Source organism: Streptomyces sp. NPDC021096 (assembly GCF_040641275.1).
Classification (GTDB): domain Bacteria; phylum Actinomycetota; class Actinomycetes; order Streptomycetales; family Streptomycetaceae; genus Streptomyces.
The window spans coordinates 294,244-318,563 of the sequence record NZ_JBFADG010000004.1 but is presented as its reverse complement, the minus strand read 5'-3'; the positions used below and the strand labels follow the sequence as shown (position 1 = coordinate 318,563).

At 71.2% G+C, this 24,320-nt stretch carries 15 protein-coding genes and 1 pseudogene; 7 read left to right on the top strand and 9 right to left on the bottom strand.

All coding sequences use genetic code 11. The annotated features are described in order from the left end of the window. Nucleotides 1–26: 26 nt before the first annotated feature. A complete protein-coding gene (locus AB0G59_RS09970; RefSeq protein WP_360910011.1) occupies nt 27–1,454 on the top strand; it encodes an amino acid permease in 1,428 nt (475 codons plus the stop codon). 79 nt (nt 1,455–1,533) lie between these two features. On the opposite strand, the gene AB0G59_RS09965 is transcribed toward AB0G59_RS09970, so the two are convergent. Beyond that, nucleotides 1,534–2,136, bottom strand: coding sequence for a biotin transporter BioY (locus AB0G59_RS09965; protein WP_071964801.1), 603 nt, complete (start codon nt 2,134–2,136; stop codon nt 1,534–1,536). A 280-nt stretch (nt 2,137–2,416) separates the two neighbouring features. Between AB0G59_RS09965 and AB0G59_RS09960 the strand changes: the two genes are divergently transcribed. Next, nucleotides 2,417–3,814, top strand: a complete 1,398-nt coding sequence (locus AB0G59_RS09960) for an amino acid permease (RefSeq protein WP_360909828.1) — start codon at nt 2,417–2,419, stop codon at nt 3,812–3,814. A gap of 189 nt (nt 3,815–4,003) precedes the next feature. After that, nucleotides 4,004–5,455: an amino acid permease gene (locus AB0G59_RS09955; RefSeq protein ID WP_360909826.1), complete on the top strand. Its 1,452-nt coding sequence runs from the start codon at nt 4,004–4,006 to the stop codon at nt 5,453–5,455. A gap of 99 nt (nt 5,456–5,554) precedes the next feature. Here AB0G59_RS09955 and AB0G59_RS09950 read toward each other — a convergent pair whose 3' ends face one another. After that, entirely contained in the window at nt 5,555–6,583 is a 1,029-nt protein-coding gene (locus tag AB0G59_RS09950; protein WP_360909824.1) for an aspartate-semialdehyde dehydrogenase, read from the bottom strand. 171 nt (nt 6,584–6,754) lie between these two features. Beyond that, nucleotides 6,755–9,433 (bottom strand): annotated as a pseudogene (locus AB0G59_RS09945) (S8 family serine peptidase); the annotation flags it as partial. Between the two features lie 499 nt (nt 9,434–9,932). Here AB0G59_RS09945 and AB0G59_RS09940 point away from each other — a divergent pair. Next, nucleotides 9,933–11,666, top strand: a complete 1,734-nt coding sequence (locus AB0G59_RS09940) for a TIGR03767 family metallophosphoesterase (protein ID WP_360909822.1) — start codon at nt 9,933–9,935, stop codon at nt 11,664–11,666. Between the two features lie 27 nt (nt 11,667–11,693). Here AB0G59_RS09940 and AB0G59_RS09935 read toward each other — a convergent pair whose 3' ends face one another. Together AB0G59_RS09935 and pepN (AB0G59_RS09930) are read right to left on the bottom strand one after the other, a co-directional pair. Further along, nucleotides 11,694–12,740, bottom strand: a complete 1,047-nt coding sequence (locus AB0G59_RS09935) for a hypothetical protein (protein ID WP_360909820.1) — start codon at nt 12,738–12,740, stop codon at nt 11,694–11,696. 157 nt (nt 12,741–12,897) lie between these two features. Next, entirely contained in the window at nt 12,898–15,501 is a 2,604-nt protein-coding gene (gene pepN / locus AB0G59_RS09930; protein WP_360909818.1) for an aminopeptidase N, read from the bottom strand. A 104-nt stretch (nt 15,502–15,605) separates the two neighbouring features. On the opposite strand from pepN (AB0G59_RS09930), the gene AB0G59_RS09925 reads away from it, so the two are divergent. Together AB0G59_RS09925 and AB0G59_RS09920 are read left to right on the top strand one after the other, a co-directional pair. Continuing rightward, complete coding sequence (locus AB0G59_RS09925) at nt 15,606–16,241, top strand: disulfide bond formation protein DsbA (RefSeq protein ID WP_360909816.1); 636 nt, start codon at nt 15,606–15,608, stop codon at nt 16,239–16,241. 82 nt (nt 16,242–16,323) lie between these two features. Beyond that, entirely contained in the window at nt 16,324–16,950 is a 627-nt protein-coding gene (locus AB0G59_RS09920) for a hypothetical protein (protein ID WP_360909814.1), read from the top strand. Between the two features lie 115 nt (nt 16,951–17,065). Here the strand turns inward: AB0G59_RS09920 and AB0G59_RS09915 are convergent, their stop codons facing one another. Beyond that, nucleotides 17,066–17,707, bottom strand: coding sequence for a superoxide dismutase (locus AB0G59_RS09915; RefSeq protein ID WP_360909812.1), 642 nt, complete (start codon nt 17,705–17,707; stop codon nt 17,066–17,068). A gap of 226 nt (nt 17,708–17,933) precedes the next feature. Here AB0G59_RS09915 and pepN (AB0G59_RS09910) point away from each other — a divergent pair, with 226 nt between their 5' ends. Further along, a complete protein-coding gene (gene pepN / locus AB0G59_RS09910; protein WP_360909810.1) occupies nt 17,934–20,504 on the top strand; it encodes an aminopeptidase N in 2,571 nt (856 codons plus the stop codon). A 70-nt stretch (nt 20,505–20,574) separates the two neighbouring features. Here pepN (AB0G59_RS09910) and AB0G59_RS09905 read toward each other — a convergent pair whose 3' ends face one another. From AB0G59_RS09905 to malQ, 3 genes are all read right to left on the bottom strand, one after another. Beyond that, complete coding sequence (locus AB0G59_RS09905) at nt 20,575–21,546, bottom strand: acyl-ACP desaturase (RefSeq protein ID WP_360909809.1); 972 nt, start codon at nt 21,544–21,546, stop codon at nt 20,575–20,577. Between the two features lie 163 nt (nt 21,547–21,709). Beyond that, nucleotides 21,710–21,982, bottom strand: a complete 273-nt coding sequence (locus AB0G59_RS09900) for a hypothetical protein (RefSeq protein WP_360909807.1) — start codon at nt 21,980–21,982, stop codon at nt 21,710–21,712. A gap of 56 nt (nt 21,983–22,038) precedes the next feature. Further along, on the bottom strand, nt 22,039–24,123 hold the full coding sequence (gene malQ, locus AB0G59_RS09895) for a 4-alpha-glucanotransferase (RefSeq protein WP_360909805.1): 2,085 nt from the start codon (nt 24,121–24,123) through the stop codon (nt 22,039–22,041). Nucleotides 24,124–24,320 lie beyond the last annotated feature (197 nt).

The following is a 24,320-nucleotide window of genomic DNA, read 5'->3' as shown; positions in this document are numbered from 1 at the left end:
TGCACATGAGCGCGACACCGCCGACCATGACGAAGGCGTCGACGTCCGGCGACCCCGGTAACGCCCCGGTCGCGGGCGAGGACGGCCTGAAGGCCGGACTCAAGAACCGCCACCTGTCGATGATCGCGATTGGTGGTGTGATCGGCGCGGGCCTCTTCGTGGGTTCCGGTTCCGGCATCGCCGCCGCCGGCCCCGGCATTCTCCTCTCTTACGCACTCGTCGGCGCGATGGTCGTCTTCGTGATGCGGATGCTGGGCGAGATGGCCGCCGCCAACCCGACCTCCGGGTCGTTCTCCGCCTACGCCGACCGGGCGCTCGGCCGCTGGGCCGGCTTCACCATCGGCTGGCTGTACTGGTTCTTCTGGGTCGTGGTGCTGGCGGTCGAGGCGACCGCGGGTGCCGCGATCCTCAACGGCTGGATACCGGCCGTTCCGCAGTGGGCCTGGGCACTGATCGTCATGGTCGTGCTGACGGCGACCAACCTGGCCTCGGTCAGCTCCTACGGTGAGTTCGAGTTCTGGTTCGCCGGCATCAAGGTCGTCGCGATCGCCGCGTTCATCGTGATCGGCGGCCTGGCGATGTTCGGCATGCTGCCGGGCTCGGACAACCCGGGCGCGGGGCTCGACAACCTCACCTCGCACGGCGGCTTCCTGCCCAACGGTCCCGGCGCCATCCTCACCGGTGTGCTGATGGTCGTCTTCTCCTTCATGGGCAGCGAGATCGTCACGCTGGCCGCCGGTGAGTCGGAGGACCCGCAGCGCGCGGTCCGTCAGGCCACCAACAGCGTCATCTGGCGCATCGGCGTCTTCTACCTGGGCTCGATCCTCGTCGTGGTCTCCCTGCTTCCCTGGGACTCCAAGGCCATCACGGAGAAGGGCAGCTACGTCGCCGCCCTCGACACGATCGGCATCCCGCACGCCGGCCAGATCATGAACGTCATCGTGCTGACCGCCGTCCTGTCCTGCCTGAACTCGGGCCTGTACACCGCTTCGCGCATGGCCTTCTCCCTCGGCCAGCGCGGCGACGCGCCGAAGGCGTTCTCCGTCGTCAACAAGCGCGGTGTGCCGATGGCGGCGATCCTCGGCTCGGTCGTCTTCGGCTTCCTCTCGGTGATCTTCAACTACGTCTGGCCCGACACCGTCTTCAAGTTCCTGCTGAACGCCTCGGGTGCCATCGCGCTCTTCGTGTGGCTGGTCATCTGCGTCACGCAGCTGAAGTTCCGCGGCATCATCAAGCGCGAGATGCCGGAGCGGCACTTCGTGAAGATGTGGCTCTTCCCGTATCTGACGTGGGCCACCATCGGCATGATCACCTTCGTGCTCGGCTACATGGTCTACGACGGCGGCGACAACCGTGAGCAGGTTCTGCTCTCGACCCTGCTCGGTGTCGTCGTGCTGGTCATCGGCCTGGTCCGGGACAAGCGGCGCAAGGCGGCGGAGACCGTCGCCCCGTAGTCGCACCGACGTCTACGGGCCGGGCCCGCACCCAGGATCTGGGTGCGGGCCCGGCCCGTACGTACCGACTGCGGCGTGCTCAGCCGCGGCGGCCCAGCAGCTTCCAGGCCGTGGGCAGCGCGCCCATCGCCAGTGCGGCCTTGAGGGCGTCACCGATGAGGAACGGCGTCAGGCCCACGGCGACAGCGTCGCCCAGCGGCATGTGCAGGGCCAGCGCCAGGTAGGGCACGCCCACCGCGTAGACGATCGCGGAGCCCAGCGCCATGGTGCCCGCGGTGCGCAGCACGGAGCGGTCGGCGCCACGGCGGGCCAGGGCGCCGACGACGGTCGCGGCGAGCAGCATGCCGAGGACGTAGCCGAAGGACGGGAACGCGGCGCCGGACTTGGCCTGGGCGAACCACGGCATGCCCGCCATGCCGGCCACGGCGTACAGCGCGAGCGAGAGGAAGCCGCGACGGGCGCCCAGGGCGGTGCCGACGAGCAGGACCGCGAAGGTCTGGCCGCTGACCGGGACCGGGGAACCGGGCACGGGGACGGCTATCTGCGCGGCGATGCCGGTCAGCGCGGCGCCGCCGAGGATCAGGGCCGCGTCGCGGACGCGGGCGCGGCCCGCGGTCGAGGCGGGAAGCAGGTCGGCGAGGACCGTACCGGTCCGGGTGGCTGGGGCAGCTGCGGTGGCCATCGGTACTCCGCGGGAGGTGAAGGATTGGTAAGGACACGCTGACGTTAGCCGAGCGTCACTCCGTGGGCACCGGACGGCAGCGACAAACGCGACGGGCCGCTCTTGGCGGGTTCCGAGCGCGTGTGCAGCCGTTGGCAACGATTGCTCATGGAAACGTGATGCTCATCACGAGAGACCCCGGTCCGCTTGGCTCCGGCCGCCCGGCCGGGGGAATCTGGACCCCACCCCCCGCTCCTGCGTGTCCCCCGCGTCAGGCGCACTGACCGAGAGAACGATCCCCATGCACGACGCACGACCTGACGCCGAGCCCCTCGCCGGCGCAGAGAGGGAACCGCTCGCCGCGGGGCTCAAGCAGCGGCACCTGACGATGCTGGGCCTGGGCGGCGTGATCGGCGCCGGCCTGTTCGTCGGTTCGGGCGCCGGAATCGCGGTGGCCGGCCCCGGAATCATCGTCTCGTACCTGATCGCGGGCGCCCTCGCGATGCTGGTGATGCGGATGCTCGGCGAGCTGTCCGCGGCCATGCCGGCGTCCGGCGCCTTCTCGGTGCACGCCGAGCGCGCCCTGGGCCGCTGGGCCGGGTTCTCGGTGGGCTGGCTGTACTGGTTCCTGCTGGTGGTCGTGCTCGCCGTGGAGGCGACGGGCGCCGCGCAGATCGCCCATGGCTGGGCGCCCTCGGTGCCGCAGTGGGGCTGGGTGCTGATCTTCATGCTGGTCTTCACGACCGCGAATCTCGCGGCGGTGAAGAACTTCGGTGAGTTCGAGTTCTGGTTCGCCGCGCTGAAGGTCGGCGCGATCGTGCTCTTCCTCGGGCTGAGCCTGCTGGCGATCTTCGGGCTGCTGCCGGACACCGACGCGGTCGGGATGACGAACCTCACCGGCCAGGGCGGGTTCCTGCCCAACGGCTGGAGCGGTGTGGTCTCCGGCGTGCTCGCCGTCATCTTCGCCTTCGGCGGCCTGGAGGTCGTCACGATCGCCGCCGCCGAGTCCGACGACCCGGCGCGTGCGGTGGGCCGGGCGGTACGCAGCGCCGTGTGGCGCATCCTCTTCTTCTACGTGGGCTCGATGCTCGTCATCGTGACCCTGCTCCCCTGGTCGTCGATGAAGCCGGGGCAGAGCCCGTACGTGGCCGTCCTGGACCACGTCGGGGTGCCGGCGGCCGGCCAGATCATGAACATCGTGGTCTTCGTGGCGCTGCTGTCGGCGCTGAACGCCAACCTCTACGGCTCGTCCCGGATGGTCTTCTCGCTGGCCGAGCGCGGTGAGGCGCCGCGTGCGCTGCTGAAGGTCTCGGGCGGCGGCGTGCCGCGGCGAGCGGTGCTCGCATCGGTCGCGTTCGGCTTCGCCTCGGTCATACTCAACCTCAAGTGGCCGGATTCGATCTTCCACTATCTGCTGAACGCCGTGGGCGCGGTGCTCCTGTTCGTCTGGGGCCTCATCGCCGCCTCGCAGCTGCGGCTGCGGCCGCGCATCGAGCGGGAGATGCCCGAGCGACTGACCCTGCGCATGTGGTGCTTCCCCTATCTGACCTGGGCGGCCCTGGTCGGCATGGCGGGCATCCTGGTCCTGATGCTGACCGACGACGAGGCCCGGCCGCAGCTGCTGTGGTCCGCCGCGGCGACCGGCGCGGTGCTGGCCGTGGCGGGGCTGCGCGAGCTGCGACTGCGCCGGACCCGATAGTTCACCCGGAAAAAGCCTCGGTTCTGACGATATTTCAGGTACCCGCGGTTACATCGAAGTCTGAATATCGGACAGCTGCGTCACAGGTGTTGTTCTGAGCGAACATGACCCCCACACTGAGGCAACTTTCTGAGAAAGCTTCTCGGCTTTTCGGCTTCTCCAGCTCTTACCTCACGGGGACTTACGACCATGACTGGGACACCTACGACCTCCGCTTCCGAGCGGGAGGTCACCGGCGCGGCACCGGACGGCACACCGGGCGGCGCGGACACTCTGTCGCACGGCGCTCTGTCGCACGGCCTCAAGCAGCGCCATCTGTCGATGATCGCGCTCGGCGGCGTCATCGGCGCCGGCCTCTTCGTCGGCTCCGGCGCCGGCATCGCCACCGCCGGCCCGGCGATCGTGCTCGCCTATGTCGTCTCCGGGCTGCTCGTCATGCTCGTGATGCGCATGCTGGGCGAGATGGCGGCCGCCAACCCGGCCTCGGGCACGTTCTCCGTGCACGCGGAGAAGGCGGTAGGCCCCTGGGCGGGCTTCACCGCGGGCTGGATGTTCTGGGTGCAGCTGTGCGTGGGCATCGCCGTGGAGGCGATCGGCGCGGCGCACATCATGGTCGCCTGGTTCCCCTCCACACCGTCGTGGATGTGGGTCCTGATCTTCATGGCCGTCTTCTGCGGGACGAACCTCGCGGCGGTCGGCAACTTCGGCGAGTTCGAGTTCTGGTTCGCCACCCTGAAGGTCGCCGCGATCGGCATCTTCCTGGCGCTGGGCGTCCTGGCCATCCTCGGCGTGCTGCCGGGCACGGACGCCCCGGGCACCGACAACCTCACCGGCAACGGCGGGTTCCTGCCCAACGGCACCGACGGCCTCGTCGTGGGCCTGCTGGCCTCCGTCTTCGCCTACGGCGGCCTGGAGACGGTCACCATCGCCGCCGCCGAGTCCGAGCAGCCGGTCCAGGGCGTCGCCAAGGCGGTCCGCACGGCGATGTGGCGCATCGCGCTCTTCTACGTCGGCTCGATGCTCGTCGTCGTCACGGTGATCCCGTGGAACGACAAGTCGCTCACCACCGACGGCCCCTACGTCGCGGTGCTGAAGTACCTCGACATCCCGGCCGCCGGGCAGATCATGAACGTCATCGTGCTGATCGCCCTGCTCTCCGCGATGAACGCCAACATCTACGGCGCCTCCCGGATGTCGCACTCCCTCGTCGTGCGCGGCGAGGGCCCGAAGTTCCTGGGCAAGGTCACCAACGGCGTGCCCCGGCTGACCGTCCTGGCCTCCTCCGCCTTCGGCTTCTTCGCGGTGCTGCTCAGCTACTGGTGGCCGGACACCGTCTTCAAGTGGCTCCTGTACATGACGGGTGCCGCCATCCTGGTGGTGTGGGGTTTCATCGCCGTCACCCAGCTGCGCATGCGGCGGCAGCTGGAGCGCGAGGCGCCGGAGCGGCTCGTGGTGCGGATGTGGCTCTTCCCGGCCCTGACGTGGGTGGCGCTGGCCGCCGTCGTCGGTGTCATGGCGCTGATGCTGCGCGACGACGACACCCGCATCCAGGTGTACTTCACGGCCGGCCTCACCGGCGCCCTGGCGCTGGCCGGCTATGTGCGCCAGCGCGTCCTGGCGGGCAGGGCCCACCAGGGCTGAGCCCGCCCGCTAAGGGGCCGCGTACAGCGCGTACGAAGGGGCCGGACACCGCCACGGTGTCCGGCCCCTTTCGCGTACGCCCCGGGAGGGCGGCGGGCGTCAGCCGCGCAGCTCGTCCGCGACCAGCTCGGCGATCTGGACGGCGTTGAGCGCCGCGCCCTTGCGGAGGTTGTCGCTGGAGAGGAAGAGCGCCAGGCCGTTCTCGGCGGTCTCGTCGAGGCGGACGCGGCCCACGTAGGAGACGTCCTTGCCGGCCGCCTGCAGCGGGGTGGGGATCTCGGACAGCTCGACGCCCGGCGCGTCCTTCAGCAGCTCGTAGGCGCGCTCCACGCTGACCGGACGCTCGAAGCGGGCGTTGACCTGCAGCGAGTGGCCGGAGAAGACGGGCACGCGCACACAGGTGCCGGAGACCTTGAGGTCCGGGATCTCCAGGATCTTGCGGGACTCGTGGCGGAGCTTCTGCTCCTCGTCGGTCTCGAAGCTGCCGTCGTCGACGATCGCGCCGGCCAGCGGCAGCACGTTGAAGGCGATCGGGCGCTTGTAGACGCCGGGAGCCGGGAGCTCCAGGGCCTCGCCGTCGTGCGTCAGCTCCGCGGCCCGCTCGCCGGCCGCGCCCAGCTGGCCCGAGAGCTCGGCTACGCCGGCCAGGCCGGAGCCGGAGACGGCCTGGTAGGTGGTGGCGACGAGGGCGGTCAGGCCCGCCTCCGCGTGCAGCGGCTTCAGGACCGGCATGGCGGCCATGGTCGTGCAGTTCGGGTTGGCGATGATGCCCTTGGGGCGGTTCGCGATCGCGTGCGGGTTGACCTCGGAGACGACCAGCGGGACCTCGGGGTCACGGCGCCAGGCGGAGGAGTTGTCGATCACGACGGCGCCCTGTGCGGCGACCTTCTCGGCCAGCGCCTTGGACGTGGTGCCACCGGCCGAGAAGAGCACGATGTCCAGGCCGGAGTAGTCGGCGGTGGCGGCGTCCTCGATGGTGACGTCCCGGCCCTGCCAGGAGAGCGTGGACCCGGCGGAGCGCGCCGAGGCGAACAGGCGCAGCTCGGAGACCGGGAATTTACGGTCGGCGAGGATCTTGAGCATGACTCCGCCGACCTGACCGGTGGCTCCGACGATTCCGATCCTCACGAGAGGGCTCCCTACGTACGTGTTGCGCGGCTGAACGCTCCCATCATGGGGTCCTGCGGGCACCAAAAGTCCAATCGATTGTCCGAAGTACGGACGAGGCCGGAACACAGGGAGGGGCGGGCGCTAGCGCCCGCCCCTCCCGTCCCGTTTCGGGGATTACGGCTTCGCCGTGACCGTCAGCTCGTAGGGGTTGGTGAGCAGCGGCGAGGTGCGGCGGGACTCGACCTCGATCTCCCACACGCCCGGGACCGGGTTCGCGTAGGAACGCTGGTCCGGACGGCAGGTGTTGTCCGGGTTGGGGTAGTTCGGGTAGCAGTTGACCGTGGAGGTCTTGTCGGCCGGGACGCCGTAGGGGCTGATGGCGATGAACCGGGTCTGGCTGCCCTCGGCCAGGCCGCTCATCGCGACGTCCAGGGACGTGGTGCCCTTGGGCACGGTCACGAAGTACGACGTGGTCGCGTTGCGGGTGGCCTTGCCGGACGTCTTGAAGACGTTCGAGGTGAGCGGCTCGGCGACGATCACGGTCGTCATGATCTGCTTGTCGATGCCCTCGGTGCGGTCGTCGTCGACGGCGAGGATCGCGCTGTGGATGCCGGCGGCCTTGGCCTTCGCCTTGACCTTGACGGTCACGGGCTTGTTCAGCGGCAGCTTGACCTCGTTGTCACCGACGAGCTTGAAGGTGCCGTCGTTGTTGCGCCACTCGAGCTCGTGCCACACCGGCTTGTCCGGGCCGGAGGTGCGGGTGATCTCGACGTCGTACGTACGGGTCTCGCCGGCCTTCAGGCCGCCCTCGCGGTCGTAGAGGCCCGTGCCGAAGCCGGGGGTCTTGAGCCGGTGGGAGAGCGCGGTCGCCACGGGGGCCTTGACGGCGTACTCGTGGGCGGTGGCGCCCTCGCGCAGGGACTCCCAGGCCTCGACGATGTCGATCAGGCCGGAGCCCTGCTCGTACGCCTGGAAGCCCTTGATCTTCTTGGCGGTGCTGGTCAGCGCCGTGCGCAGGTCGGCCGGGGCGAGCTTCATGTGCTTCTGCTTGGCGGCCGAGATCAGCAGCGCCATCGCGCCCGTGGCCTGCGGGGAGGCCATCGAGGTGCCCTGCAGCATGCCGTAGCCGGGCGGGAGGTCGTAGCCGGCCTCCTTGACGGGTGCGCCCGGCTCCCAGGTCGGCGTGGTGTTGACCGACGCGCCGGGGGCGGTGATCGTCGGGGTGAAGCCGCCGTCCTCGCGCGGGCCGCGGGAGGAGAAGGGCATCATCGCGTACGCCGTCTTGACCTCGGAGCCGTAGTTGGCGGCCCAGGTCTCCTTGGAGACGGAGGCGCCGACGCTGACGACCTTGTCGGCCAGGGCCGGGTCGCCGATGGTGTTCAGGCCCGGGCCGCTGTTGCCGGCGGAGATCACGAGCTGGACGCCGTAGGTGTCGATGAGGCGGGTGTAGAGCTCGGCGCGGGCGTTGTTGCCGTCGTTGAGCGCCGGCAGGCCGCCGATCGACATGTTGACGATGTCGACGCCGCGGTTCACGACGAGGTCGATCATGCCCTCGGTGAGCGCCACGTTGGTGCAGCCGCCGGTCCAGGTGCAGGCGCGGGAGGAGACGATCTTGGCGCCGGGGGCGGCGCCGTTCATCTTCCCGCCGAAGAGGCCATTGGCCGCGGTGATGCCCGCGACGTGGGTGCCGTGCTCGGACTCGATGACGCCGATGTTGACGAAGTCGGCCTTCTTGCCGGTCCAGTCGCCGCCCTTGGGGTCCATCGGCACGTCCTTGCGGATCTGCACGACGAAGGGGATGCGCTCGGCGATCGCGGTGTCCGGGTTGTCCTTGCCGAAGTAGCCGACCTGGTAGCCATCCTTGTACGGCTTCATGTCCGCGTCGTTGCCGAAGTCGCCGTCGTCGTCGAGGTCGACGCGGACGGTGCCCTTGGCCTTGTCGTAGAGGACGGCCCAGGAGTCGGTGGTGTCGCCGTCCCGGTTGAGGTCGCCCTTCATGTCGCCGCCGGCGGTCTCGCTCTCACGGAAGAGGGCGACCTGGTACGAGCCGGTGGCGGCCGCGGTGTAGGTGCGGCCGTTGAAGGAGAAGGACGGGCCCGTGACGTCGGAGGTCATCGGCAGCCAGGTGCCGTCCTGGTCCACGAGCGGGTCGGTGGCGGTCACCCAGTCGACGATCTTGCGCTCGCCCGTGGTGGTCTTCTGCAGCGCGGGGTGCCCGAGGTCGACGCCGGAGTCCAGGACGCCGATGGTCACGCCGCGGCCGTCGGCCTTGGGGTGGTCCTCGGTGAACTCGACGGCGCCGGTCTCGAAGGCCGGCTGGTAGGGGTTCTTCGCCGGGGTGTTCTTCCCCGGAGCCGGGTAGGTCCGGTCCTTGGCGAGCTTCGGCGCACCCTGCGCTGCGTTTCCGGAGTCACCACGCGTCGAGGGATCCGGGAGCTTGATCTCCTGCTTGAGGTCGATGCCGTGGACGTCGTCGAGCTTCTTCGCCTCGTCGATGGCGGCGTCGGCCTTGCCCGTCGGGACGGTGACCCGGACGTAGCCGAGCTTGTCGTACGCCTGGCCCACCGAGGCGCCCGTGATCGCGTCCAGCTTGCCGGCGACCGCACCGGTCCGGCCGGGCTGCGTGGCGATCATCATCGTGACGGTCCGGTCGCCGTCCGCCTTGGCCTTCGCCAGCAGGTCGGCGTCCTGCGAACCGAGCTTGTCCGGGGCGGACTTCACCGGGCCGGGGGCCGGCGTGGGGTCCGCCGCGAGCGCGGGGGCGGCGCCCGCCGCGGTGAGCGCGGCCACGACGGAGGCCGCGACGGCTATTCGGGCCGCACGTCTCGCGCCGGTCGGCGCGGTCGGGACATCGGGGGTGGGGGTCATGAGCATCCCTGGCTGGAGGTGGTGAACGGACAACGACGGGGACGGCCGGAGGCACGACGACACGGCGTCCGGAAATCGAACCCGGGTGAGCGATCACTTTTATGGAAGTGGCGGGGGTTTGGGGAGAGTTGCCCGGGCGAGAACATAAAGATGGCGTAAACCCGCCACACGCCACGCGGGATGAAGCGGGACGGAGGCCGTGAAGCGGTCAGGGCATCAGCGCAGCTCAGCGCCTGTAGGACAAACGGACTAAAGGACCGGCCCGTGACCGGCGAGAGCGTTCCCCTCGAGGGTGAACGCTGAGTGAGCGTCAGCACTCCAGGGGACGAGTGGTGTATGTCAGTTCGCAGTAGCCAAGATCCATGTGAGGGGATCGGCGGCGACCGTTGCGGCTTAGTTCACGCCCAGGTCACTCGCGCTGCCAACGCTCCTCACTGACCGCAAGCGCCGACCGCCCGCCAGACCGCCAGCCTTCGCGTTCGCACTCGGGGAGACCGCCATGCACCGCAGATCCCGCAGAACCGCAGCCTCGCACCTCGACCGCCGTACGTTCCTGGCCGCCGCGGGAGCCGTCACCACGGCCACCGGGCTGGGCCTCGCCGTGGGCACGGACGGACCGGCCTCGGCCACACCCGGCGACCCCACCCCGGCCCCGGCCGCCGGCACCGCGGCGGCCCCCGCCGCCGGGGCACCCACGGATGCCGGCACCACCCTCGCCTCCGTCGCCGCCCCGCGCGGCAGCAGCGGCTACCGGCGGCTCGGCGACGGCCCCGGCTGGCCCAGGGTCGTCCGCGCCGAGCTGGCCCAGGCGCAGAACGGCCGCGAGGACCGGCGGACCACGCTGGCCTCCTTCGTGCAGTTCACCGACCTGCATCTGACGGACGTACAGCACCCGCTGCGGTACGAGTTCTTCCGCGCCGGGGACGTGGGGGGCTGGCGACCGCACGAGGCGCTGACGCTGCCGGGCGTGGTCTCCCTGGTCGAGCGCGTCAACAAGGTGCGCCGGGGGCCAGCCACCGGCGCCCCGTTCGGCTTCGTCGTCACCACCGGCGACAACGGCGACGAGAACGCCAAGATCGAGGTCGAGTGGTTCCTGACCGCCCTCAGCGGCGGCCGGCTGACCCCCAACACCGGCGACCCACGCCACTACGAGGGCGTGCAGAACAGCGGCCTCAAGCAGTACTGGCACCCCGAGAGCGCCCTGCGCGACCAGGACAAACAGGCCGGCTACCCCCGGATCGACGGCTACCTCGACGCCGCCCTGCGACGGGTCACCAGCCCCGGTCTGAACATCCCCTGGTACTCCACCTTCGGCAACCACGACCTGCTGTCCGGCGGCTGCTACCCGGCGGCGGGCTCCTTCATCGCCGAGATCTGCGTCGGCGACCGCAAGCTGCAGTACATCCCGCCCGCCGAGGCCAAATGGCTGATGGAGGGCGAGGTCGGCGGCGCCGACCCCAAGGGCAAGCGCATAGAGTCCATGCTCAAGTCGCACAAGAAGGACATGCGCACGATCACCGCCGACCCGCGCCGGGTGCCGCTGACCGCGCGCCAGTACGTGGCTGCGCACCTCGACCCCCAGTACACCGGGCGCGGGCCCGCCGGCCACGGCTACACCCGCGCCAACCTCGACGCGGGCACCCTCTACTACACCTTCAAGGTGTCCGACAAGGTCATCGGCATCAGCATGGACTCCACGGACCCCGGCGGCCACTACCAGGGCTCGCTGGGCACCTCCCAACTCGACTGGCTGGACCGGACGCTGAAGGAGCACAAGGACCAGTACGCCCTGGTCTTCAGCCACCACCCCAGCTGGAGCATGAACAACATGACGCCCGACCCCGCCCACCCGGGCGAGAAACGGCACGGCGGCGACGAGGTACTCGCCCTCCTCCAGCGCCACAACAACGTCCTGGCCTGGATCAACGGCCACAGCCACCGCAACCGCATCCGCCCCCGCGGCGGCTTCTGGGAGATCGCCACCGCCTCGCACGTCGACTACCCGCAGCTCGCCCGGATCATCGAGATCACCGACAACCACGACGGCACGATCTCCCTGTTCACCACGCTCATCGAGTCGGCCGCGCCCTACAAGACCGACTTCCACGACCTCTCCCAGACCGGGCTCGCCTCCCTCTACCGGGAGCTGGCCTTCAACGCACCGGGCTCGGACAACTCGCTCGCGGGCGCGCCGACCGACCGCAACACCGAGCTGCTGCTCAGCCGGCGCTGACGGCTCCGGCCGGCGGCCCCAACGGGATCACCTCGGCAGGACGACGACGTACGCGCAGGGCTCGCGGTCGGCCGACGCCACCAGGGCGGTCCGGACGACCGCGGCCTGCTGCTCCAGGCCCTCGGCGTCCCGCAGCCGCTTCGGCGTGACGCGCACGACCGTGATGCCCAGCCGCTCCAGGTGCTCGCGCTTGCGGGAGTGTTCGGACCACAGCGGGTCCTCCTCCGGCCGGGGCGAGCGCGCGTCGATCTCCAGGGCCACCGCGTGGTCGGGCCAGAAGGCGTCCACTCCCCCGAGGTGCGGGCCGCCGGGCAACCGCAGGTCGACGTTCCACAGCGGCGCGGGCAGCGCGTGCTCGCGCACCATGTCGTAGAGCCTGCCCTCGGCGACGGACCGGCCCTCCGCCAGCAGCGCCTCCACGGCGTCCACCACGTGCGGCCGGCTCAGCAGCCGGGCCCGCGTCAGCTCCCGCACGACCGCCGCCGCCTCGGCGTGCCCGCCGCGCACGGCCTCGCTCAGCAGAGCGCGCACCGCCTGCGCGTCGGTCAGCTGTGCCACGGTGTCGGCGACCGCACGAGCGGCCGGGGCGACCGGCACGCCCGTCAGCAGCTGGGGGCGCGGCACGGTGTGCGCCCGTACCAGCCTGACGAACCCGTTCGAGCGCAGCCGGCGGGTGCGGGGCAGCAGGACGTCGATGTGGTCGAGGGAGAGCAGCGAGGGCACGCAGGTGAAGCGGTGCAGGGCGAGCGCGGCCGGGCCCGTGATCATCGCATGGCCGTAGGGGGCCGGCTCCGGGGCCCGCGCGGCGGACGGGCCGGGCTGCCGGGGCACCTGGGCCCGCGGGAGGGTGTACATCAGGGCGGCGTGCAGCCGCTCCTCGCTGGTGGCGGGGCCGGTGTGGAGGAGGAAGACCCCGGGCAGCAGCCTCCGCCAGGGCCCGCCGGGTCGGCAGCGCTCGGTGACGTCGGCCCCAGTGACGCCGTGCTCCCTCAACTGACGTGCCGTCATGACCCGGTGACGCACATCGGAGAGGTGGTACAGGGGGCGTGGGGAGAGGGGGGTGTTGGGGTTCATGCCCCCGCCATTCCCGCTCTCCGCCCGCCCCCTAACCGCTGTTACGGGGCCGTCGACAATTCAGGACAACGCCGCTTTGAAACCCGGGGAATTGAAACGTGCCGAAACCGTGTCCCCGGGCCGGTCGGCACCTTCCCTCGATGTCCCCCGGCGTCCCTCAGCTCGCGGCGGCCGCGTCGCAGGCCTGGGCGCGCAGGGCCCGCGCCAGGTCGTCGCGGGCCTCCAGCACCAGCCGGCGCAGCGCGGGGGCGGCGTCCTGGTGTGCGGCCAGCCAGGCGTCGGTGGCGTCCAGCGTCGGCCGGTCGCCCTGCAGCATCGGGAACAGGCCGCGGACGACCGCCATGGCGATCTCGATGGACCGCTCCCGCCACACGCGCTCGATCACCTCGAAGTAGCGCGGGGCGAACGGCGCCAGCAGCTCCCGCTGGGACGGCTGGTCGAAGCCCGCGATGGTGGCCTCGGCGAGGGCGTTGGAGAGCGTGTCGGAGTCGACGACCGCGGCCCAGGCGGCGGCCTTGACCTCGGCGGACGGGCGGGCGGCCAGGCAGCGGACCTGGTGGCGCCTGCCGGAGGCGGTGTTGTCCCGGGCGAGCTCGGCGGCCAGCGCCGACTCGTCGGCGGCGCCCCGGGCGGCGAGGGTGCCCAGGAAAGCCCAGCGCAGCTCCTGGTCCACGTCCAGGCCGTCGATCTTCGCGGCGCCGTCCAGCAGCCCGTGCAGCAGCTGCAGGTCGCCTTCGTCGTCGGCGAGCTGGGCGAAGAACCGGGCCCACGCCAGCTGGTGGCCGCTGCCGGGCTCGGCCAGCCGCAGCTCGCGCAGCGCGCTCTGGGCGAGCTGCCGGCCGTCCTCCTCGCGCCGGTCGGGGGCGGCGTAGTGCACGAGCGCGCCGGTGGCCCAGGCCTGCACCATCTGCAGGACGCCGATGTCGCTCTCGGCGCCCGCGAAGCGCCGCACCAGCTCCAGGTAGTCGCGGGTGGGCATGAGCCCGTCGCGGGTGAGGTTCCACAGGGCGGACCAGCACAGGGCGCGGGCGAGCGGGTCGGTGAGGTCGCCCAGGTGCTGCCGGAGGGTGTCCAGCGAGGCCTCGTCGAAGCGGATCTTGCAGTAGGTGAGGTCCTCGTCGTTGACGAGGATCAGCTCGGGCCGCTCGGCGCCGGCCAGCTCCGTGACCACCGTGCGGGGGCCGGTGACGTCGACCTCGGCACGGGCGTAGCGCTCGAGCGCGCCGCCCGCCTCCCGCCGGCGGTACAGGCCCACGGCCACGCGGTGCGGGCGCAGCTCGGGGTGGGTGTCGGGCGCCTCCTGCAGGACGGCGAGCTCGGTGATGCGGTCGGCGGCGTCGTAGGTGGCCAGCGGGGTCAGCGAGTTGACGCCGGCCGTCTGCAGCCAGGACCGCGACCAGGCGGCCATGTCCCGGCCCGAGGTCTCCTCGAGCACCTCCAGCAGGTCGCTGAGGCGGGTGTTGCCGTAGGCGTGGCGCTTGAAGTAGCGCCGGGCGCCCTCGAGGAAGGCGTCGCGGCCGACGTAGGCGACGAGCTGCTTGAGGACCGAGGCGCCCTTGGCGTAGGTGATGCCGTCGAAGTTGAGCTTGGCGTCCTCGAGGTCGCGGATGTCGGCCGTGACGGGGTGCGTGGAGGGCAGCTGGTCGGCGCGGTAGGCCCAGGACTTGCGGTTGTTGGCGAAGGTGACCCAGGCATTGGTGAAGCGGGTCGCCTCGGCCAGCGAGAAGGCGCCCATGAAGTCCGCGAAGGACTCCTTGAGCCACAGGTCGTCCCACCACTGCATGGTCACCAGGTCGCCGAACCACATGTGCGCCATCTCGTGCAGGATCACGTTGGCGCGGCGCTCGTACGCGGCCTGCGTCACCTTGCCGCGGAAGACGAACTCCTCCCGGAAGGTCACGCAGCCCGGGTTCTCCATGGCGCCGATGTTGTACTCCGGCACGAACGCCTGGTCGTACTTCCCGAAGGGGTACGGGTAGTCGAAGTGGTCGTGGAAGAAGTCCAGGCCCTGCTTGGTGACGGTGAAGATGTCGTCGGCGTCGAAGTGGCGGGCCAGGCCCTTGCGGCACAGCGCGCCCAGCGGGATCTCCAGGACCGTGCCGTCCTCGAACGTGCGGCGGTAGTGGTCGCGCACGACGTGGTACGGGCCCGCGACGACGGCGGTGATGTAGGTGGAGATGGGCCGGGTGGTGACGAACCGCCAGGTGGCGGAGGCGGCGTCGGAGTCCACCGGCTCCGCCTCGCCGTCCTGCTCGCCGTTGCTGAGCACGGTCCAGGACGCGGGCGCGGTGACCGAGAAGGTGAAGGGGGCCTTGAGGTCGGGCTGCTCGAAGTTCGCGAAGACGCGGCGGGCGTCGGCGGGTTCGTACTGGGTGTAGAGGTAGACCTCGCCGTCCTCGGGGTCGGCGAAGCGGTGCATGCCCTCGCCGGTGCGGCTGTACGCGCACTGGGCGTCCACGGTCAGGACGTTCTCGGCGGCGAGGTCCTCCAGGGCGATCCGCGCGCCGTCGAAGACGGCCTTCGGGTCCAGCTCCCGGCCGTTGAGGGTGAGCGACGTCACAGCGGGGGCCACGAGGTCCGCGAAGGTGGCGGCGCCCGGCTCGGAGCAGCGGAAGCGCACGGTGGTCACCGACCGGAACGTGCGGGGCTCGGGGCCCGCGCCCACCGCGGAGCGCAGGTCGAGGGCCACGTCGTAGGAGTCCACGGACAGCAGGTGGGCCCGCTGCCGGGCCTCCTCACGGGTCAGGTTCTCACCGGGCACGACGCGGCTCCCTCGTGTTCGTCTCGTATTTCGAATACCAGGAATCATGGCACGGGGGGTGCTTGTTGAATCACTGACTGTCCAGCTCGTCAGAGGAGATTCGTGTGACCGCGGAGAGAGTGACCGCCGACTTCTGGTTCGACCCCGCCTGCCCCTGGGCCTGGCTCACCTCGCGCTGGATGCTGGAGGTGGAGAAGGTCCGGCCCGTGGACGTGCGCTGGCACGTGATGAGCCTGGCCGTGCTCAACGAGGACAAGCTCGACCAGGTGCCCGAGGAGTACCGGGAGTTCCTGCGCACCGAGGCCTGGGGCCCGGTGCGGGTGTGCGTCGCGGCCGCGAAGGAGTTCGGCGACGAGGTGCTGGGTCGCCTCTACACCGCGATCGGCCGGCGCTTCCACAACGAGGGTCTGCCGCGCGACCGCGGCACGATCCTGGCCGCGCTGGAGGAGGCCGGCCTGCCGTCCCGCCTCGCGGACGCCGCGGACACCGACGCCCACGACCACGAGCTGCGCATCTCCCACAAGGAGGGCATCGACAAGGTCGGCGAGGAGGTCGGCACCCCGATCATCTCCGTGCCCGGCCCGGAGGGCGCCGAGGTCGCCTTCTTCGGCCCGGTCGTCACCCCCGCCCCCAAGGGCGAAGCGGCGGCCAGCCTGTGGGACGGCACCCTGCTGGTGGCCGGCACGCCCGGCTTCTACGAGATCAAGAGGACGCGTCGGCAGGGTCCGGTCTTCGACTGAGGCGACGGTCCCGACTGACCGGTCGCGGCTCGCCCGGCGGCGTCGACCTGCGGGTGTGGGCACGGTCCATTAATGTCCCGGTATGGGCCAGACCGACCTCTCCCGGCCGCTCGGCCGTGACGGCGGCTGGGCCGAGGCCGAGCCGCCGTGCGGCAACGCGGCCCACGCGGAGCTGCCGGTACGCCCGTACGACCTGCTGACGCTGGCGCTGTGCCATGCGCTGCGGCTCGTGTGGGCACTGCTGGGGCTGCGGCGGGCGGCGGGCATGCTCCGTCACTACCTGCGCGGCACGGGCTCCGCGTACCGGGTGGACGCCGAGGAGCTGCTCGCCCTGCCGGCCGTGTCCGCGGCCGCGGGGGAGCAGCTGGAGCGGTGGCGCGCCGAGGCGCTCGAGCGCTGGCGCGCGGCTCCGCGCACTCCCGCCGCGTACCCGGCGGACAGCGGCTGGCGCGACGTGCTGATCACCCACCGGGTCAGCACCGACTGGTGGCTGGCCCTGCGCTGCGCGGAGTTCCGCCTGACGGGCACCGTCCGGGTGGACGCGGAGGGCGGGACGGCGGTGGACTACCGCTTCGCCGTGCAGAAGGCGTGGAACTTCGACCGGGGCGGGTCGGAGCTGGGAGTGCCGTTCACCCCGTTCGCCCGGCTGCACGAGACGGGGCTCGCGAGAGAGTTCACGGTCAAGGGCGAGGCCTTCGGCCACGCCTGAGACGGGGACAATGGGAAGGGGCCCCCGCGCGATCCGAACGCGCGGGGGCCCCTTCCGTTCGCCCGCCGCGTGAAGGGTGAGAAGACGATCACGAGCAGGCGGTCCGGGGGTCGGATCAGGGCGCCAGGATGATGGAGCTGCCCTTTTCCTTGGCGGCGAGGTAGCGCTTGCCCACGTCCTGCCAGTTGACGACGGCCCACATGGCGTCGATGAAGTCGACCTTCTGGTTCTTGTACTGCAGGTAGAAGGCGTGCTCCCAGGCGTCGAAGACCAGGATCGGCACGGAGCCCTGGCCCACGTTGCCCTGGTGGTCGTAGACCTGCTCGACGATCAGGCGGCCGCTGATCGGCTCGTAGGCGAGCACGCCCCAGCCGGAGCCCTGCGTGGTGGCGGAGGCCTTGGTCAGCTGCGCCTTGAACTTGGCGAAGGAGCCGAAGGACTCGGCGATGGCGTCCGCGAGCTCGCCCACGCCGTCCTTGTCGAGGGGCTCGCCGCCGCCGTCGCCGGTCATGTTCTGCCAGTAGATGCTGTGCAGGATGTGGCCGGAGAGGTGGAAGGCCAGGCTCTTCTCGAGGCCGTTGATGGCCCCCCACTGGTCCTTGTCACGGGCCTCGGCGAGCTGCTCGAGCGTGTCGTTCGCGCCCTTGACGTACGCCGCGTGGTGCTTGTCGTGGTGCAGCTCAATGATCTTCGCGTCGATGACGGGCTGCAGAGCCGCGTAATCGTACGGGAGTTCGGGAAGTGTGTAGATGGCCATGCCGAGCCCTCCGACTGCTTATTGCAATTAACTTGCAGGTAAACGCTACCAGCACGTGCATCTGAAAAGCGGTCATGGGGGTACGCCTCGGTCCAAAGTCGGAGGCGGCCTCGGTCCTGAAGATCAGGACCCACTCAGCCGTCAGCGTACGAACCGCCACGCACAGCGACGGCGTGGAAGGATGGCCGGAAGTCGCGACATTGCGGAACGCTAAGGAGATGCCCCGGTGCCCGGAACGAACCTGACCCGTGAAGAGGCGCAGCAGCGGGCGCGGCTGCTGGCCGTGGACGCGTACGAGATCGACCTCGACCTCTCCGGGGCGCAGGAGGGCGGCACCTACCGGTCCGTGACCACCGTGCGCTTCGACGCCGCCGAGGCGGGCGAGTCGTTCATCGACCTGGTGGCCCCGACCGTGCACGAGGTCGTGCTGAACGGGACCGCGCTCACCCCGGCCGACGTCTTCGCGGACAGCCGCATCGCCCTGCCCGGCCTGGTGGCGGGGCGCAACGAGCTGAAGGTCGTCGCCGACTGCGCGTACACCAACACGGGCGAGGGTCTGCACCGGTTCGTGGACCCGGTCGACGACCAGGCCTACCTCTACACCCAGTTCGAGGTGCCCGACGCCCGCCGCGTCTTCGCCTCCTTCGAGCAGCCCGACCTGAAGGCGACGTTCCAGTTCACCGTGAAGGCCCCCGAGGGCTGGACGGTCATCTCCAACTCGCCGACGCCCGAGCGCCCCGCCGACAACATCTGGCGCTTCGAGCCGACCCCGCGCATCTCCACGTACATCACCGCGCTGATCGCCGGCCCGTACCACGCGGTGCACAGCTCCTACGAGAAGGACGGGCAGAGCGTCCCGCTGGGCATCTACTGCCGTCCCTCGCTGGCCGAGTTCCTCGACGCGGACGCGATCTTCGAGGTCACGCGGCAGGGCTTCGACTGGTTCCAGGAGAAGTTCGACTACGCCTACCCCTTCGCCAAGTACGACCAGCTGTTCGTGCCGGAGTTCAACGCGGGCGCGATGGAGAACGCGGGCGCGGTCACCATCCGCGACCAGTACGTCTTCCGCTCGAAGGTCACGGACGCCGCGTACGAGGTCCGCGCGGAGACCATCCTGCACGAGCTGGCGCACATGTGGTTCGGCGACCTGGTCACCATGGAGTGGTGGAACGACCTGTGGCTGAACGAGTCGTTCGCCACCTACACCTCCATCGCCTGCCAGGCGTACGCGCCCGGCAGCAAGTGGCCCCACTCGTGGACGACGTTCGCCAACTCCATGAAGACGTGGGCCTACCGGCAGGACCAGCTGCCCTCCACGCACCCGATCATGGCGGACATCCGCGACCTGGACGACGTGCTCGTCAACTTCGACGGCATCACGTACGCCAAGGGCGCCTCCGTCCTCAAGCAGCTCGTCGCCTACGTCGGCATGGACGAGTTCTTCACCGGCGTCCAGGCGTACTTCAAGGCCCACGCCTTCGGCAACACCCGCCTGTCCGACCTGCTCGGCGCGCTGGAGAAGACCTCCGGCCGCGACCTGAAGGCCTGGTCGAAGGCGTGGCTGGAGACGGCCGGCATCAACATCCTGCGGCCCGAGATCACCACGGACGCCGCCGGCGTCATCACCGCCTTCGCCGTCAAGCAGGAGGCCCCCGCGCTGCCCGCCGGCGCCAAGGGCGAGCCCACGCTCCGCCCGCACCGCATCGCGATCGGCCTGTACGAGCTCGAGAACGGCAAGCTGGTCCGCAAGGACCGCATCGAGCTGGACGTCGACGGCGAGCTGACGCCCGTCGAGGCGCTGGTGGGCAGGGCCCGCCCGGCGGTCGTGCTGCTCAACGACGACGACCTGTCGTACGCCAAGGTGCGCCTGGACGCCGAGTCCCTGGCGACGGTCACCCAGCACCTGGGCGACTTCACCGAGTCCCTCCCGCGCGCCCTGTGCTGGGCCTCCGCCTGGGACATGACCCGCGACGGCGAGCTGGCCACCCGCGACTACCTGGACCTGGTGCTCTCGGGCATCGCCAAGGAGTCCGACATCGGCGTCGTGCAGTCGCTGCAGCGCCAGGTGAAGACCGCCATCGACCTGTACGCGGCGCCCACGTGGCGCGAGAGCGGCCTGGCGAAGTGGACCGAGGCCACGCTGGAGCACCTGCGCGCGGCCCAGCCGGGCAGCGACCACCAGCTGGCCTGGGCCCGCGCCTTCGCCGCCACCGCCCGCACCGGCGAGCAGCTCGACCTCCTGGCCGCGCTGCTGGACGGCACCGAGTCGGTCGAGGGCCTGAAGATCGACACCGAGCTGCGCTGGGACCTGCTCGGCCGGCTGGCCGCGACGGGCCGCGCGGACGAGAAGGCCATCGCCGCCGAGCTGGAGCGCGACAAGACCTCCGCGGGCGAGGAGCACGCCGCCTGGGCGCGCGCCGCACGGCCGACGGCCGAGGCGAAGGCCGAGGCGTGGGCCTCGGTCATCGACTCCGACAAGCTGCCCAACGCGGTCCAGGAGTCGGTCATCGGCGGCTTCCAGCAGACCGACCAGCGCGAGCTGCTCGCGCCCTACGCCGAGAAGTACTTCGCGGTGGTCAAGGACGTCTGGTCCAAGCGCAGCCACGAGATGGCCCAGCAGATCGCGGTCGGCCTCTACCCGGCCCTGCAGGTCTCCCAGGCCACGCTGGACGCCACGGACGCCTGGCTGGCCTCGGCCGAGCCGAACGCGGCGCTGCGGCGTCTGGTCACGGAGTCCCGTGCGGGTGTCGAGCGTGCGCTGAAGGCGCAGGCGGCGGACTCGGCCGCCGCCGTCTGAGACCACGCACGAGGGCGCCCCGGACCGTCCGGTCCGGGGCGCCCTCGGCGTTTTTGGCGTTCCAGGCGTGTCAGGCCTTCTCCGCCCGGGCCCGCCGGCGGGCCAGCAGCGCCTCGCGCTTCTCGTCGAACTTCCTCGCCTGGTCGTCGAGGCCGCCCATGAACATCCCCAGCTCCTCCTGGGCGCGCAGGCCCTCGGGGCCCAGGCCCGTGATCTCGAGGACCTTCAGGAAGCGCAGCACCGGCTGGAGCACGTCGTCGTGGTGGATGCGCAGGTTGTAGATGCCGCCGATGGCCATCTGCGCGGCGGCCCGCTCGAAGCCGGGGATGCCGTGGCCGGGCATCCGGAAGCCGACCACGACGTCGCGCACGGCGCACATCGTCTGGTCGGCCGCCAGCTCGAAGGCCTTCCCCAGCAGGTTGCGGTAGAAGACCATGTGCAGGTTCTCGTCCGTGGCGATGCGGGCGAGCATGCGGTCGCAGACCGGGTCACCGGAGTTGTGGCCGGTGTTGCGGTGCGAGATGCGGGTGGCCAGCTCCTGGAAGGCGACGTAGGCCACCGAGTGCAGCATGCTGTGGCGGTTGTCGGACTCGAACCCCTCCGACATGTGCTGCATCCGGAACCGCTCCAGGGCGACCGGGTCCACGGCGCGCGAGGTGAGCAGGTAGTCCCGCATCACGATGCCGTGCCGGCCCTCCTCGGCGGTCCAGCGGTGCACCCACGTCCCCCAGGCGCCGTCGCGGCCGAAGAGGGTGGCGATCTCGTGGTGGTAGCTGGGGAGGTTGTCCTCGGTCAGCAGGTTGACGATGAGGGCGGTGCGCCCGATGTCCGTGACCTTCGACTGCTCGGGGGCCCAGGGCTCGCCGCCCATGACACCGTCGAAGTTACGGCCGTCGCTCCACGGCACGTACTCGTGCGGCATCCATTCCTTGGCCACCTTCAGGTGCCGGTTCAGCTCGGTCTCGACGACCTCTTCGAGTGCGTACAGCAGGCGACTGTCGCTCCATGCGGCCTGGCCGGCGTGGGAGGGGGCGATGGTCACGGGCAGCTCCTGGAACGATCATTACCTACGGCTCCGTAGGTTACGACACCGTAGGTTAATGGTGGGACAAACGCCAAAGCCGGTGGCCCATACATGGAAAGGGCAGCAAAAAAGCCGACACCCGAAGGTGTCGGCTTTGGGGCCTGCGGTCAGACGAGCAGCGTCAGCGCGCGGTGCGCGGGTAGTGCGTGTCGTGCGTGCGCTTGTTGTCGGAGTTCTTGGCGAGGACCATGGTCAGGCCCGTGATCACCAGGAAGAGGACGATCGGCGCGACCACGTAGAGACCGATCGTGTTGATCGTGCTCAGGCCGGGGCCCGGGTCGTCACCGTCGTCGCGGGTGAGCGCGAACGCGGGGGACGACATCAGCAGCATCAGCAGCGTGCCTGCGGAGATGGCACCGGCACGCACGGCGTTCTTGTTGACCTTATTGCTCACGGCCTCAACGTATCGGACACCTGCCGGGCCCGCGCGCCCGGGGTGGCCTATCCGCGTCACCGCCGGCCGCCGGCCGCCCTGACCTCCTCCATCAGCGCGTGCAGCCGGGGCGAGGCGGCCAGCTCCTCCAGCGACAGGGGACGGCCCGAGGCGTCGGCGACGGGCAGCCGCCAGTTCGGGTACTGGTCCCAGGTGCCCGGCAGGTTCTGGGGCCGCCGGTCCCCCACCGCGTCCGGCAGCCAGATGCCGACCATCGCGGCGGGCGTGCGCAGCAGGAAGCGGTGCACCGCCTTGATCGCCGCCTCCTCGTCGCCCGGCCCCTCCGGGAGCAGCCCCAGCCGGCCGAAGAGGGCCAGCCACTGGGCGACCCCCATGGCGTCCTCGCGCTGCTCCTCCTCCAGCGGGCGGGTGAGCAGCCCCAGCCGGTGCCGCAGCTCGACGTGGTCGCCGGTGAGCCGGGCCGCGGTGCTCGGCAGGTCGTGGGTCGTGGCGGTGGCCAGGCAGCCGGAGCGCCAGCGCCCGGGCTCCAGCGGCTCCGGGTGGGCGTCGCCGTCTCCCCCGGCCTCGTAATCACGCTCGAACCACAGCACCGAGGTGCCGAGCACCCCGCGCTCGGCCAGCGTCTCGCGCACGCCGGGCTCGACCGTGCCCAGGTCCTCGCCTATGACGGCGGCGCCCGCGCGGTGCGCCTCCAGGGCCAGCACGCCGAGCATGGCCTCGGCGTCGTAGCGCACGTAGGCCCCGCGCCGGGGCTCGTAGCCCTGCGGCACCCACCACAGCCGGAACAGCCCCATCACATGGTCGATCCGCAGCGCTCCCGCGTGCCGCAGCAGCCCGCGCAGCAGCTCGCGGTACGGGGCGTAGCCGGTGGCCGCGAGGGCGTCGGGGCGCCAGGGCGGCAGGCCCCAGTCCTGGCCCCGGGCGTTGAAGGCGTCGGGCGGGGCGCCGATCGACATGCCGGCGGCGAAGGCGTCCTGCTGGGCCCAGGCGTCGGCACCGGAGGGGTGGACTCCGACGGCCAGGTCGTGGACGAGGCCGACGCGCATGCCGGCGTCGCGGGCCGCCCGCTGGGCCGCGGCCAGCTGCCCGTCGGTGAGCCAGGCCAGCCAGCAGTGGAAGTCGACCCGCTCCAGCAGCTCGCCGCGGGCGCGGGCGGTGCGCGCCGAGCGCGGGTCCCGCAGGCCCGCGGGCCAGGCCCGCCAGTCCGGGCCGTGCACCTCGGCCAGCGCGCACCAGGTGGAGTGGTCGTCGAGCGCCTGGCCCTGTTCGGCGAGGAAGTCGTCGTAGGCCGCCCGGCGGCCGGGGCTCTGCGGCACGGCCCGCACCAGCTCCAGGGCCCGGCGCTTGAGGTCCCAGACCGCGTCGCGGTCGATCAGCTCGCCCCGGCGCAGCACGGCCTCGCGCAGCGCGGCGGCACCCGCCAGGAGCTCGTCGGCCCGGGCGCGCGCGGCCCCGGTGAGGTAGGCGAACTCGGGGATCTCCTCGACCCGCAGATGGACCGGGTCGGGGAAGCGCCGGGAGGAGGGGCGGTAGGGCGAGGGGTCGGTGGGCGGTCCGGGCACCGCCGCGTGCAGGGGGTTGACCTGGACGAAGTCCGAGCCGAAGGTGCGGCCCGACCAGGCGGCGAACTCGGCGAGGTCGGCGAGGTCCCCCATGCCCCAGGAGCGGGCGGACAGCAGGGAGTAGAGCTGCACGAGGAAGCCGTGGCCACGCCCGGGGGGCGCGGGGAGCCGGGCGGGCGCGACGATCAGGGGCGCGCCGCAGGACCGCCCGTCGGGGGCCTGGGCGCGCAGGACGTGGCTGCCCGGCGGGAGCGGCTCGGCGCCCGTCCCCTGCCCGGCACTCCAGCGCAGGATGCGGCCGTCCTCGGTGTCGACGCGCAGCCGCGTGCCCTCGGGGAGCTCGGGCAGGGTGCGCCCGGAGCCCTCGCGCAGCACCACCGTCGCCGGCAGCAACCGCCCCCGCACGGCCGTGGCGTGGGCGTCGAGGGCGTCCCGCACGGCCCGGGGGGTGGAGGCGTCGACGCCCAGCGCGGCGAGGACCGCGACCACGGTGTCCTCGGGCACCCGCACGGTCTGCCCCGGCGCGGGCTCGTAGGAGGTGGCGACACCGTGCAGCTCGGCAAGGCGCGCTCTGCCCATCGATACCTCCGCGGTCGCCCCCGTGCCGGATGCCTCTGCCCTACCCACGTGCCGGGGAGGTCGACACCTTGCGTTCCCCGATGTCGATTTGGCGTCTCTTCAGGGGACATCCCGATCGATTCCGCTTCACCCCCGCTCCCCGTCCCGCGGGGCATTACCGGCAGTTCGGTCAGCCGCGTTGACACGCTCCGCGCCTG

What these genes read in the sequence shown, in the direction of transcription:
- AB0G59_RS09970 (WP_360910011.1), top strand. Translation starts at nt 27, where the DNA reads ATGACGAAGGCGTCGACGTCCGGCGACCCCGGTAACGCCCCGGTCGCG.
- AB0G59_RS09965 (WP_071964801.1), bottom strand. Translation starts at nt 2,136, where the DNA reads ATGGCCACCGCAGCTGCCCCAGCCACCCGGACCGGTACGGTCCTCGCC.
- AB0G59_RS09960 (WP_360909828.1), top strand. Translation starts at nt 2,417, where the DNA reads ATGCACGACGCACGACCTGACGCCGAGCCCCTCGCCGGCGCAGAGAGG.
- AB0G59_RS09955 (WP_360909826.1), top strand. Translation starts at nt 4,004, where the DNA reads ATGACTGGGACACCTACGACCTCCGCTTCCGAGCGGGAGGTCACCGGC.
- AB0G59_RS09940 (WP_360909822.1), top strand. Translation starts at nt 9,933, where the DNA reads ATGCACCGCAGATCCCGCAGAACCGCAGCCTCGCACCTCGACCGCCGT.
- AB0G59_RS09935 (WP_360909820.1), bottom strand. Translation starts at nt 12,740, where the DNA reads ATGAACCCCAACACCCCCCTCTCCCCACGCCCCCTGTACCACCTCTCC.
- AB0G59_RS09920 (WP_360909814.1), top strand. Translation starts at nt 16,324, where the DNA reads ATGGGCCAGACCGACCTCTCCCGGCCGCTCGGCCGTGACGGCGGCTGG.
- AB0G59_RS09915 (WP_360909812.1), bottom strand. Translation starts at nt 17,707, where the DNA reads ATGGCCATCTACACACTTCCCGAACTCCCGTACGATTACGCGGCTCTG.
- malQ (WP_360909805.1), bottom strand. Translation starts at nt 24,123, where the DNA reads ATGGGCAGAGCGCGCCTTGCCGAGCTGCACGGTGTCGCCACCTCCTAC.